Origin of the sequence: Microbacterium sp. 4-7 (genome assembly GCF_014332665.1) — a bacterium.
Lineage (GTDB): Bacteria > Actinomycetota > Actinomycetes > Actinomycetales > Microbacteriaceae > Microbacterium.
On record NZ_MCRH01000001.1, the window covers coordinates 99,781 to 110,786 of the forward strand.

Here is an 11,006-nt window from a genome sequence, read left to right on the forward strand (position 1 = left end):
CGTTCACTTCCGGTCGGTGGCGAGGCGCGAGCAGACGAGGCCCGCGACGATGAAAGGGGCTGCGGCGAGCGCGACGAGCGGATGCCGTCGGCTGTGCGTGCCGAGATACGGGATGGCGGCGAGCGGCGCGGCGGCGGGCGCGAGGGCCAGGGCCGCGCGACGGCTCGCGTGCTTCGGCCGGCCCCAGAGGATCGCCGAGAACGCGGCGGCCGAAGTGGCGCACGTCGCGATGTAGATCGCATGGTGCAGCCAGCGGAAGCTGCTCGTGTCGATGAGTCTCGCGGCGACGGCCGAACCGAGGGCGACGTTCGCGGTGTAGGCGACGGCCGCCGCCGCGAACAGCGGCGCGGCATCCGTGCGTCTGCGTCGGTGACCCATGCCTTGACCCTACGCCCACCTCCGGCATCCGCTCCCGGCCTTGATCCGGTGTCCGCACCTGTGCAATGCCGTGACTCCCGTGCGGGGTCGAGAACGCATCGGAATCGGGTGATTCGGATGCGCTCTCGACCCCGCGGCGACCGGCGAAGGCGGTGCAGCGGGTCACAGGTTGCCGTCCGCGTAGATGCGGAGCGCGTCGCGGACGAACTCGGCGCCCTGCGTTCCGCCGGCGGACGTGGCGTAGTTCGCGCCGAAGCGCGGGTCCGCGACGTACATCTCGCCGAGGCCGATGACGTACGCCTTGACCTCGCCGCCGGGCACGGCCGCGGGAGTGCCCGGGATGCCGGTCAGCCACTCGACGTGACGGCGGGCGATGTCCTGAGCCTCGGCGGACGCCGGATCGATGCCGCTCTCGGCGGCAGCTGTCCAGTCCCGGCCGAGGTCGGAGACGCGCTGCTGCCAGTCGGCGCGATCGGCGTCGGTCATCCCGCGCCACCAGGGGTCGCTGTCGGCGTAGGTCTTCCGACCCCAGCGCTGCTCGACCTCCTCCTTGTAACGGGTGTGGTCGAAACCGTCGAACATGTTCTCTGCCATGAGTTCTTCACCTCCTCTCAATGCGTTGATGGTGTTCTCGACCGACGCGATCTGCCGCGCCAGTCGGTTCTGTTCCTCGCGCAGCAGCTCGAGGTGCGTCTCCAGCGCGGATTCCTCGCTCTGCCGTGCGTTCACCGGGTCGAGCACCTCGGCGATCTGCGGCAGACCGAGTCCGAGCTCGCGCAGCAGCAGAATGCGCTGCAGGCGCACGAGCGCCGCCTCGTCGTAGTGCCGGTAGCCGTTGTGCGCGATGCGTGAGGGCGGCAGCAGGCCCACGTCGTCGTAGTGACGCAGGGTTCTGCTCGTGGTGCCCGCGAGACGGGCGATGTCCTGGATCGACCATTCGCGACCGGCCATCTCGTCCTCCTTCCCTGGAACTGATGATGACTCCACGGTAGAAGTTGACGCTGCGTCAATGCCAAGTGAATCCACGCATGTCAGCATTCTGCACTCGAATGACTAGCTTTCGTGGCGCAGCGATGACAGCCTCCGTGTGTAACGACAAAACGGAGGTGGACAGATGTCCCTAATGGCGGCAATGGAGCCGACGCTGATGAAGCGCCGCGCACAAGACGCACTGGATGAGGCGATCATGCGTCTCGATGCCTGGTGGCTGGTGGTGATCGCGGCGATTCTCGTGTTCGGCGTCGCGTTCCTGGCAGCGCTGGCGCTGTGGTGCTTCTTCAAGGCGGGTGGCAGGCGCTTCACCGGCAACTGGCAGTGGGGCAAGAGCGGCGTCTCAGTGTGGATCGAATGCGTCTAACCCCTCGTCGCTTCCGGACATCGACCCCGATGTCCGGAAGCGGCGGCTTCGCACCGGACCCGCGCGTCCTCCTCGACGTCTCATCGGTCTCGTTCGCCTACTCGAAGCGCGCTCCGGCGCTCCGTGATGTGTCGTTCGCGATCGAGCGCGGCGAGAAAGTGGGTCTCGTCGGACCCAACGGATCGGGCAAGTCGACGCTCATCCGCCTCACCGCCGATCTGCTGCAGCTCGGCCAGGGGAGCATCCGCATCACCGGGCGCCCACATCAGGACCGCGCATCGCGCGAGCAGCTGGCTTTCATCGCGAGCAACGACTACCTGCCGCAGTTCCTGACCGGTCGCGAGTACCTCGATCTGATGCTCCGCCTCTATCGCCACCGTGCCGACCCGACCAGGGCCGACGAGCTCCTCAGCCGCTATCAGATGGAGGCGCGTCAGTTCGACCTCATCGAGGACTACTCGCACGGCATGCGCAAGAAGATCCAGCTCATCTCGACGCTTCTGCTCGAGCGCCCGCTCACGATCATCGACGAGACGCTCAACGGCGTCGACGTCGATGCGCTCTTCGAATTCGAGACGGATGCATCCCGGATCGGAGGGGCGAAGGGGCTGCTGCTGTGCAGCCATGACTTCCGTCTTCTCGAGGCCGTGTGCGACCGCATCATCGTGCTGCGTCGCGGAGAGATCGCCTTCGACCTCCCACTCCCCCGCATCCTGCGCGAATTCGGCTCGGTCGACTCCCTCGTCAAGACCGCGATCGCGCAGCCGTCGAGGGCGGTGGAATGACTCCCGCCCTGCAGCTCGCCGGCTTCCTCTCGGTGTTCCTCGTGAGGCGCATCGCTCGTCGGGGCGTGCTGCGCCTGCCGTCCGTGCGCTGGACGATCGCTCTCGCCGGTCTCGCCGCTTTCGTCGGCTTCTGCGCGTTCGGGGTGGTGATCCTCCGCCAACTGATCAGCGAGCCCGAGCAGCTCTCCCCGCTTCTGCGCGTCGTCGGCGTGTCCACCCCGCTGTGGGTCCTGACGGTCTTCACGGTCGTGCGCGTGCTCTTCATGAAGGCGAGCGATCTGGTCGAGCTCACGTTCTCGTTCCCCCTCACCAATCGGGCGCGAACGCTGGGATTCATGCTCTTCGAGTCGCTGGTCGTGGGCCTCGGCGTGATGCTCATGCTCGGCGCATTGGTCACCGGCACGATCTCGATCGGCGGATTCGGGATCCTCGATCAGGTCATCACCTGCCTGGTCATGCCCTCGACCGTCGCCTATCTCGTCGCGAGCGTCTACTACCTGGGCCTGGAGCGACTGCTGCTGCGTCTGCGGCTGGCGAGGCTCCGGGCGTTCATCGTGCCGGTGGTGCTGGCGGCCACGCTTGTCGCCCTCTACCTCGGCGTGTCGACGCAGTCGGAATCCGTGCTCTTCGCGGCGGTCGGCCAGGGCGACGACTACTTCGCGGTGCAGCTGCTCTTCGCCGACATCGCCGCGAGTCACGGGATCATGGCGGCCACGGGCATCTGGCTGGCCATGCTGGCGCTGCTGGTCTGCGCCGTCTTCGCGATCGCGCCGCGACAGTTCGATCCGACCCGTCGCTTCGCGATCGTGCCCCGCCTGTTCGGCCCCACGGAGTTCGGCGCGTACTTCGCCGCGCACATCAGGGGAATCGAGACGGTGACGGTCTGCGGCATCTCCCTCGCAGGCTCCTACGCGCTCTTCCTCGCCGACATCCGACTCCCGCCGATCCTGCTGCTGGCCGTCACCGTGCAGTCCGTGTACGCCTACGTCTCGACGGAGCCCCTGCGGGCGTGCGGTCCGCGCCGCCACGGTCCAGGCATGCGGTACGTGCTCGTGATCGGACCCCAGCTGGCGACCCTCGCGATCATCGCACCGCCGATCAGCATCCTGTCCGCTCTCACCGGGGCGAGGCTCGACGAGATCCTCTCCGTCGTCGGCTTCGCGGTGTCGAACGTCATCGTGCTCACCCTCGCCGGCATCGCCTTCCCGCCCGAGAAGGGCAACCCCTTCTCGGTCATCGCGGGAGCCGCCGTCGCCGGCCTCGTGACGGGCACGATCATGCTCGGCACCAACCTCCTGGGTCTTCCCCCACTGTTCACGGTCGGAGTGATGCTCGCGCTCACCCTGATCGCCGCCGCACTCTCCATCGCAGGGATGGACAGGATAGAAAGGACCTCTCGTCATGAAGTGGTTGTTTAGGGCCGCCATCAGCGTCGTCGGAGCGCTCGTCGTCATCGCAGGATCCGCCGTCACCGCCGCGATCTGGCTGATGTTCACCGGAGGATCCGCCGAGGGTCGACGCCTGGGGTTCTTCGACTCGGTCTTCGTCGACGTCCGGCAGAGCGCAGAGGGCGCGGTCCAGCTCGGCACCGGCATCAACGATCCCCTTCCGCTGATCCTCGGCGTGATCGTGGTCGCCGTATTCATCCTCGCCGTGTTCGTCGTGCACGACGGCCTTCTCGAACGGAAGAGGCAGCTCCTCGCCGAGGCCGACTGACATGTGGTCGGTCAGTGCGTCGCGCATCGATGGGGTTCTGGTCTGCCGATGGCTGCTGCTCGCCGCCTGGCCGATGAACACCGTGTTCGCGGTTCTGCTCACCGCGACCGTCGCTGTGGGCGCGATCACCGGGCAGTCCGCGATCGTCGGGGCCGCACTGATGATCGCGGTCCACTACGCCGCCGGCCTCGGCGGGTCGTTCGCGCTGCACGAACTCGGGCACCTCGCCGTGCTGTCCCGGGCGACCGGCGTCACGGCGATCACGCTCGAGCGCTCGCTGTGGAGGACGTCGATCAGTCCGCACGGCCGAGTCGGCGACCGGGACGCCGTGCTCGCCGCCCTCGCGGGTCCTGGCGCGTGCGTCGTCGTCGGAGCCGCCCTGTGGCTGCTCGCGCCGGGAATCCAGCTGCACGGGTGGTACCTGGCGCATGCCGTGTTCCTCATTCCGGTCTTCAACGACGGCCGGATCCTGTGGTCCGTCAGTCGGGCTCGCCGCACCGCCACCTCGCGGGCGGTCGAGTGACGCCAACCGATATTCTTCATCCGCTCGTCACACGTTGTGGCCCCACCATCGCTACGGTCGACACGTGCCCGAATCACACTCCGCCATGCATCCGCTCGCGCTCGCTCCGGTGATCGCTCCCCCGAGCACCGTCGACGAGTTCGTGAAGCGATTTCTGCACAACCTCAATCTCGAGCGCGGCGTCGCGCTGTCGGCATCGAGCGCGAACGACCGCTATCTCGCCCTCGCGCACACGGTGCGCGACTACCTGATGGCTCGCTGGCTCGAGGATCTGCGTCACCAGAAGGAGACGCAGGCGAAGGGCGTCTGCTATCTCTCGGCGGAGTACCTGCTCGGTCGCCAGCTCGACAACAATCTGCTCGCGGCCGGTCTCACCGACATCGCCCACGAGGCCCTCGCCGCGTGCGGCGTCTCGCTCGACGACCTGCGCGCGCACGAGGTCGAGCCCGGTCTCGGCAACGGCGGGCTCGGGCGCCTCGCGGCCTGCTTCGTCGACTCGCTCGCCACGATGGGCGTGCCCAGCATCGGATACGGCATCCGCTACGAGTACGGGATCTTCCGACAGACGTTCGTCGACGGCCAGCAGGTCGAACAGCCCGACTCCTGGCTCACGCTCGGTTCGCCGTGGGAGTTCGCCCGTCCCGAAGACGCACAGACCATCGCGTTCGGCGGCCACACCGAGAAGTACGACGACGACGGCATCACGCGCAGCCGCTGGGTGCCGGCGTGGAACGTGCAGGCGGTGCCGTACAACTACATGGTCCCTGGGTTCCGCAACGGGCGGGTCAACACCCTGCGCCTGTGGAGCGCCGTCGCCACCAGCGCGTTCGACCTGCGCATCTTCAACTCCGGCGACTACGAAGAGGCGGTGCGCGCGCAGACCTACGCCGAGACCATCTCGAAGGTGCTCTACCCCGAGGACTCCACGCCGCAGGGCAAGGAACTGCGTCTGCAGCAGCAGTACTTCTTCGTCGCCGCGTCGATCCACGACTTCCTCGACAACATGCTCGCCGACGGCTTCGAGCTCGCGAACCTCCCCGACCGCGTGATCTTCCAGCTCAACGACACGCACCCGGTGATCGCTGTGCCCGAGTTCATGCGGGTGCTCGTCGACGAGAGGCATCTCGAGTGGGATGCCGCGTGGGCCATCACGCAGCAGTGCTTCGCCTACACGTGCCACACACTGCTTCCGGAGGCGCTCGAGGTGTGGCCGGTCGAGCTGCTCGGACGCCTGCTGCCCCGCCACCTCGAGATCATCTATCGCATCAACGACGAGTTCCTCGTCGCGGTGCGCGAGCGGTTCGGCGATGACGAGATGCTCGTGCGCAACATGTCGATCATCGCGGAGCACCCGGTCCGCTCGGTGCGCATGGCATACCTGGCGACCGTCGCGGGCGCCAAGGTCAACGGCGTCGCCGAACTGCACTCGCAGCTGCTGCGCGACAAGGTGCTGAGCGACTTCGATGCGTTCTTCCCCGACAAGTTCACGAACGTGACCAACGGCGTGACGCCGCGGCGCTTCCTCCGCCTCGCCAATCCCGAGCTCTCGTCGCTCATCACCGCGGCGATCGGCGAGGGCTGGACCACCGATCTGGAGCGCCTGCACGAACTCGAGCCCTTCGCCGATGATGCCGAGTTCCGCGCCGCGTTCGCCTCGGTGAAGGCCGCCAACAAGCGCCGCCTGAGCGACGTGCTGCGCGAACGCGACGGTGTCGAGATCAGCGACGGCCACATGCTGGATGTGATGGTCAAGCGCCTGCACGAGTACAAGCGTCAGCTGCTCAAGGTGCTGCACATCGTCACCACCTACGAGGGGGTGATCTCCGGACGCCTCGCAGTGTCGGATGTCGTGCCGCGCACCGCGATCTTCGGGGCGAAGGCGGCTCCCGGCTACGCGATGGCGAAGCGCATCATCCACCTCATCAACGCGGTCGGCGAGGTCGTGAACACCGACCCTCGGCTGGAAGGCCGCCTCACGGTCGTCTTCCCTCCGAACTACAACGTGACGCTGGCCGAGCGGGTCATCCCCGCCGCCGACCTGTCGGAGCAGATCTCGCTCGCAGGCAAGGAGGCGTCGGGCACCGGCAACATGAAGTTCGCGCTGAACGGCGCGCTCACGATCGGGACGGACGACGGGGCGAACGTCGAGATCCGCGAGCTCGTCGGAGACGACCATTTCTATCTGTTCGGCATGAGCGAGCCCGAGGTCGAGGCGCTCAGCATCCGCGGTTACCGGCCGCAGGAGTTCTACCAGCACGACGAGGGACTCCGCCGGGCGATCGACCTGATCGCATCCGGGGCCTTCTCCCGCGGCGACCGCTCGGTGTTCGAGCCGGTCGTCTCGAATCTCCTCTACGAAGACCGCTTCATGGTGCTCGCCGACTATGCGTCGTACATCGAGGCACAGAGCAGAGTGGATGCCGCGTACGCCGACCAGGACGCGTGGACCCGCTCAGCGATCCTCAACGTCGCCCGCACCGGCTTCTTCTCGTCCGACCGTTCGATCCGCGATTACATCGACCGGATCTGGCACACCCCGCCTCTCGTCTGAGGCGTCCTCCTGGGCTGTCTCCTGTGTTCAGGCCCGGTCATCCAGACCGTTTGCAGGACCGAATCGTCCAGACCGTGTGCAGGACCGAATCGTCCAGACCGTGTGCAGGACCGAAGCACGTCTGCAGGAACATCCCACACGGATTCTCCTGCAGACGTGCCGCGATCCTGCAGACGGGATGCTCGGACCACCCCCTTGACAGAGTCGAGATATATCGTGTTACTCTGTGCAGACACGATATATCGTGATCCCTCAAACCAGGAGAAGCAGACATGACCGAGAAGTGGCTCATCGCCCCCGGCGAAGAACGCGTCATCGACATCGAGAACGTCACCCGACTGAAGATCGGCCTGGTCGGCGGTCAGGTCGATGTCATCGCACACGACGAACCCGGCATCCGCATCGAGGTGCACGGCGTCACGACCAAGGACCTCCGCATCGAGGCGAACAACGGCGAGGTCGAGATCGACCACCCGCAGCTCGGCTGGGACAACTTCCTCGAGGTGTTCCGCAACTTCGGATCGGGCGGCCCCAAGGCCGAGGTGAGCGTCGCCGTCCCCCGCTCGATCGCCCTCAACCTCGGCGTCGTGAGCGCCGGAGCGCTCGTCTCGGGCATCCGCAACGACGCCCGCCTCAACACCGTCTCGGGCGACCTCATCGTCGACACCCTCATCGGCGACCTGACCGTCAACTCGGTCTCCGGCGACGTGCAGGTGCGCGGACTCACGGGATCGATCAGCGCGAACAGCGTCTCGGGCGATGTCGCAGTCACGGGCACCATCCGTCGCGCGACCGTCGACATCGTCTCGGGCTCGACACTGGTCGACGCCGCAGGCGACGTGAACACGATCAACGTCAACTCGGTCTCGGGCGGCACCACGGTGCGCCTCGACGAGTCGCTCGCTGCGAACTACGTCATCCGCTCGCTGAGCGGGCGACTGCTGATCGACGGCGTCGAACGCGGCTCCTCCGGCATCAACAACTACACCGGCTCGACGGGCGAGCTCGCAGGACGCTTCGTCGATCTGCGCGCCAACTCGGTCTCCGGCGGCGTGACCGTGCTGCGGCGCACGCCCGAGTCGATCACCGACGATGCGGAGTGGGAAGCATGAGCCCCGCAGTCTTCTCGCACGGCGACCTCAGGCTCTACCTGCTCTCGCTGCTCGCCGAGGCACCGCAGCACGGCTACGGGATCATCCAGGCACTGACCGATCGCACGGGCGGCACCTACACGCCGAGCGCCGGCACCATCTACCCTCGGCTCGCGAAGCTCGAGGAAGAGGGGCTGGTCACCAAGACGGTCGACGGTCGCACCACGATCTACGCGATCACGGATGCGGGACGCGGCGAGCTGGCATCTCGCGAGGGCGACCTCGCCGGAATCGAGGCCGGCCTGACCGACTCGGTGCGACTGATCGCCAACGAGGTGCGGCAGAGCGTCAAGGAGGCCATGAAGAGCCTCCGGGCCGACCTCGCCACGGCGGAGAAGGACGACCGCGCCGCATCCAAGTCCCGTCCGCGGACCGCAGGCGACGACGAGCGCATCGTCACCCGTGAGGAGCTGCACCGAGCGGATGCCGTCATCAACGCCTTCCGCGCACGCGTGCGCACCGACCTCCGCACGCATGTGGCGAAGGGCGGCACGCTGCCGGCATCCGTCGTCTCGCAGCTGGAGGACGGCCTGGACGCCGCGGCGCGAGGCATCACCACCGCGCTGGCGTCACTCGGCCGCTGAGCTCAGCGGCCGACGCCTGCCGAGACGTTCGAAGCCCCTCCCGTCACACGACGAGAGGGGCTTCGGCCGTTCGCATCCCCAGGAACTCAGCGAGGGATGCCGAGACCTACTCGGTCCAGATCTCGGGCTGCTCGTCGGGCACGGGCTCCTGCAGCGGCACGACGAGCACCGACCGGTGCTGGCGGTGCGCGAGGCGGGCAGCGACGGACCCCGTGAAGAACTCGCGGATCGACTCTCCGATGCCGCGCTTGCGTGTGCCGACCACGATCAGCTGGGCGTCGAGCTTGTTCGCCAGCTGTTTGATGGCGAGCGCCGGATCGCCCACGAGCTGCCGGGCCGTCCATGTCAGGCCCGTTCCGTCGAGGGCCGCAGCCGCCTCCGCCTGCACGGCCTCGAACTCGGCCGTGCCGGCATCGAAGTTGATGTCGATGGGCGCCGAGTGCACGTAGCCGTCGGGGTCCTCATAGGTGACGAAGCGCGTGACGTCGACGTGTGCGACCACCAGCGGCACGCGGAGGAGCCGTGCGAATCGCGCCGCCTCTTCGATCACCCGTTTCGGCTGACCCGGCTGCATCCCGACGATCACGGCCTTCTGCAGTGTCGCGTTCTGCGCGGCCTCGTCGGAGGGCGTCGAGGTGTTGTCGGTCATGAGGATCGCTCCCTTCACCAGCTGCCAACGGGCCAGTGCGGTCTGGCCGCGTGCTATTCTGAATGCTACTCTTACCGGCCCTCAGCCGGTGTCGTGAATGACTCGGGCCAGTCGTTGCCCGCAGCTTAACTCGTGAGGGGGTCTCAGGCATGGGCCGTGGCCGTCAAAAGGCGAAACACACCAAGATCGCCCGCGAACTGAAGTCGTTCAGTCCGTCGGTGAACTACTCGGCGCTCGAGCGCGAACTCGCGCACCCGAGTGACGCTGAAGACGCATACGTCGACAAGTGGGCCGACGAGTATGCAGACGAAGACGAGGACGAACTCGAAAAGGCCTGACCGCCTCTTCGCTCGTCATCGATTCCCCCGTGCACCGCACGGGGGTTTCGTCGTGTCCGAAATCCCGGAACTCTCGGCATCCACGCCGGGCTCGTGACGGACGGACACCGCGTGCCCTGAGAGGATCGACCCATGGCCCGCGTCGTCTCCCTCTTCCGTCATCCGATCAAGGGCTTCACGCCCGAGTCGGTCGAGTCCCTCACCGTGCAGCCTGATGGGCGCATCGCCGGCGATCGGGTGCTGGCGTTCCGCTTCGCCGACGCGATCGCGCCGGAGTCTCGTGACGGACTCGACCACTGGCCGAAGGCGAAGGGACTCTCCCTGCAGGACTTCCCGGGCCTCGCGGCGTTGCGCACCGACTACGACGACGATCGGCAGCGCGTGCGGATCGAGCACGAGGGCTCGGTGCTCGTCGAGGCGGGACTCGATGACTCCGGTCGTGGCGAGCTCGCTGACGCGGTGACCGAGTTCGTGCTCGCGAGCCCGGAGGGCCGGCGGATCCGGCGCCCCGGACGACTGCCGCTCGTACTCGTCGGCGACGGTGTGACGTCGAGGTTCCAGGATCGTGAGCGCGGCTACGTCTCCGTGCACAGTCGTGGCAGTGTCGACGCACTGAGCGACTCTCTCGGCTTCGGCATCGATGACCGCCGATTCCGCTCCAACGTCGTCATCGATGACGTCGCCCCCTGGTCGGAGCTCGACTGGGCCGGCGAGTTGAGCATCGGCGAGGTGACGTTCCGCACCGCGGGGCCGATCGTGCGCTGCCTCGCGACACACGCCAACCCCGACACGGGCGTTCGCGACGCGAAGGTGCTCACGACCCTCACGAGCGCCCACGGTCAGGACGAGCCGACTCTCGGCCGACTCCTTCTGCCGCCGCAGGACCCGGCCGATGCGTCAGCGCCGTGGGTCGGCGGCACGATCAGCGTCGGCGACCAGGTGCGAGCGCACTGACGGACCTCGGGCCCACGCCG

Annotated in this window: 13 protein-coding genes; 10 read left to right on the top strand and 3 right to left on the bottom strand. The window is 67.3% G+C overall.

Features of this window, described 5'->3' with window-relative positions:
- Positions 1 to 3: 3 nt before the first annotated feature.
- Both BEP68_RS00375 and BEP68_RS00380 read right to left on the bottom strand, forming a co-directional pair.
- Positions 4 to 378, bottom strand: coding sequence for a hypothetical protein (locus BEP68_RS00375; protein WP_056276548.1), 375 nt, complete (start codon positions 376 to 378; stop codon positions 4 to 6).
- 162 nt (positions 379 to 540) lie between these two features.
- Positions 541 to 1,329: a MerR family transcriptional regulator gene (locus BEP68_RS00380; protein ID WP_187248914.1), complete on the bottom strand. Its 789-nt coding sequence runs from the start codon at positions 1,327 to 1,329 to the stop codon at positions 541 to 543.
- Between the two features lie 181 nt (positions 1,330 to 1,510).
- Between BEP68_RS00380 and BEP68_RS00385 the strand changes: the two genes are divergently transcribed.
- The 8 genes from BEP68_RS00385 to BEP68_RS00420 all read left to right on the top strand — a co-directional run bounded on the left by BEP68_RS00385 (position 1,511) and on the right by BEP68_RS00420 (position 9,045).
- Positions 1,511 to 1,735 carry a hypothetical protein gene (locus tag BEP68_RS00385; protein ID WP_053098626.1) on the top strand — a complete coding sequence of 75 codons (225 nt, stop codon included), beginning with the start codon at positions 1,511 to 1,513 and terminating at the stop codon, positions 1,733 to 1,735.
- 29 nt (positions 1,736 to 1,764) lie between these two features.
- On the top strand, positions 1,765 to 2,520 hold the full coding sequence (locus BEP68_RS00390) for an ABC transporter ATP-binding protein (RefSeq protein ID WP_187248915.1): 756 nt from the start codon (positions 1,765 to 1,767) through the stop codon (positions 2,518 to 2,520).
- Positions 2,517 to 3,938, top strand: a complete 1,422-nt coding sequence (locus BEP68_RS00395) for a hypothetical protein (protein ID WP_187248916.1) — start codon at positions 2,517 to 2,519, stop codon at positions 3,936 to 3,938. The genes BEP68_RS00390 and BEP68_RS00395 overlap by 4 nt, the downstream gene beginning before the upstream one ends.
- The gene (locus tag BEP68_RS00400; protein WP_053098623.1) at positions 3,922 to 4,236 is read left to right on the top strand and encodes a hypothetical protein; all 315 of its coding nucleotides are present in this window, start codon (positions 3,922 to 3,924) and stop codon (positions 4,234 to 4,236) included. The genes BEP68_RS00395 and BEP68_RS00400 overlap by 17 nt, the downstream gene beginning before the upstream one ends.
- Position 4,237: 1 nt before the next feature.
- Positions 4,238 to 4,759: a hypothetical protein gene (locus BEP68_RS00405; RefSeq protein WP_187248917.1), complete on the top strand. Its 522-nt coding sequence runs from the start codon at positions 4,238 to 4,240 to the stop codon at positions 4,757 to 4,759.
- An 85-nt stretch (positions 4,760 to 4,844) separates the two neighbouring features.
- Positions 4,845 to 7,310: a glycogen/starch/alpha-glucan phosphorylase gene (locus BEP68_RS00410; RefSeq protein WP_187249291.1), complete on the top strand. Its 2,466-nt coding sequence runs from the start codon at positions 4,845 to 4,847 to the stop codon at positions 7,308 to 7,310.
- 272 nt (positions 7,311 to 7,582) lie between these two features.
- Complete coding sequence (locus tag BEP68_RS00415) at positions 7,583 to 8,422, top strand: DUF4097 family beta strand repeat-containing protein (protein WP_053098620.1); 840 nt, start codon at positions 7,583 to 7,585, stop codon at positions 8,420 to 8,422.
- Positions 8,419 to 9,045 carry a PadR family transcriptional regulator gene (locus BEP68_RS00420; protein ID WP_187248918.1) on the top strand — a complete coding sequence of 209 codons (627 nt, stop codon included), beginning with the start codon at positions 8,419 to 8,421 and terminating at the stop codon, positions 9,043 to 9,045. Before BEP68_RS00415 ends, BEP68_RS00420 begins: the two co-directional genes overlap by 4 nt.
- Before the next feature lie 106 nt (positions 9,046 to 9,151).
- On the opposite strand, the gene BEP68_RS00425 is transcribed toward BEP68_RS00420, so the two are convergent.
- Entirely contained in the window at positions 9,152 to 9,694 is a 543-nt protein-coding gene (locus tag BEP68_RS00425) for a universal stress protein (protein WP_053098618.1), read from the bottom strand.
- Between the two features lie 149 nt (positions 9,695 to 9,843).
- Here BEP68_RS00425 and BEP68_RS00430 point away from each other — a divergent pair, with 149 nt between their 5' ends.
- Together BEP68_RS00430 and BEP68_RS00435 are read left to right on the top strand one after the other, a co-directional pair.
- Positions 9,844 to 10,032, top strand: a complete 189-nt coding sequence (locus tag BEP68_RS00430) for a DUF3073 domain-containing protein (RefSeq protein ID WP_042537993.1) — start codon at positions 9,844 to 9,846, stop codon at positions 10,030 to 10,032.
- Between the two features lie 132 nt (positions 10,033 to 10,164).
- Positions 10,165 to 10,986, top strand: coding sequence for an MOSC domain-containing protein (locus BEP68_RS00435; RefSeq protein WP_187248919.1), 822 nt, complete (start codon positions 10,165 to 10,167; stop codon positions 10,984 to 10,986).
- Positions 10,987 to 11,006 lie beyond the last annotated feature (20 nt).

What these genes read in the sequence shown, in the direction of transcription:
- BEP68_RS00395 (WP_187248916.1), top strand. Translation starts at nt 2,517, where the DNA reads ATGACTCCCGCCCTGCAGCTCGCCGGCTTCCTCTCGGTGTTCCTCGTG.
- BEP68_RS00425 (WP_053098618.1), bottom strand. Translation starts at nt 9,694, where the DNA reads ATGACCGACAACACCTCGACGCCCTCCGACGAGGCCGCGCAGAACGCG.
- BEP68_RS00415 (WP_053098620.1), top strand. Translation starts at nt 7,583, where the DNA reads ATGACCGAGAAGTGGCTCATCGCCCCCGGCGAAGAACGCGTCATCGAC.
- BEP68_RS00420 (WP_187248918.1), top strand. Translation starts at nt 8,419, where the DNA reads ATGAGCCCCGCAGTCTTCTCGCACGGCGACCTCAGGCTCTACCTGCTC.
- BEP68_RS00380 (WP_187248914.1), bottom strand. Translation starts at nt 1,329, where the DNA reads ATGGCCGGTCGCGAATGGTCGATCCAGGACATCGCCCGTCTCGCGGGC.
- BEP68_RS00375 (WP_056276548.1), bottom strand. Translation starts at nt 378, where the DNA reads ATGGGTCACCGACGCAGACGCACGGATGCCGCGCCGCTGTTCGCGGCG.
- BEP68_RS00405 (WP_187248917.1), top strand. Translation starts at nt 4,238, where the DNA reads ATGTGGTCGGTCAGTGCGTCGCGCATCGATGGGGTTCTGGTCTGCCGA.
- BEP68_RS00430 (WP_042537993.1), top strand. Translation starts at nt 9,844, where the DNA reads ATGGGCCGTGGCCGTCAAAAGGCGAAACACACCAAGATCGCCCGCGAA.
- BEP68_RS00435 (WP_187248919.1), top strand. Translation starts at nt 10,165, where the DNA reads ATGGCCCGCGTCGTCTCCCTCTTCCGTCATCCGATCAAGGGCTTCACG.
- BEP68_RS00410 (WP_187249291.1), top strand. Translation starts at nt 4,845, where the DNA reads ATGCATCCGCTCGCGCTCGCTCCGGTGATCGCTCCCCCGAGCACCGTC.
- BEP68_RS00385 (WP_053098626.1), top strand. Translation starts at nt 1,511, where the DNA reads ATGGAGCCGACGCTGATGAAGCGCCGCGCACAAGACGCACTGGATGAG.
- BEP68_RS00400 (WP_053098623.1), top strand. Translation starts at nt 3,922, where the DNA reads ATGAAGTGGTTGTTTAGGGCCGCCATCAGCGTCGTCGGAGCGCTCGTC.
- BEP68_RS00390 (WP_187248915.1), top strand. Translation starts at nt 1,765, where the DNA reads ATGTCCGGAAGCGGCGGCTTCGCACCGGACCCGCGCGTCCTCCTCGAC.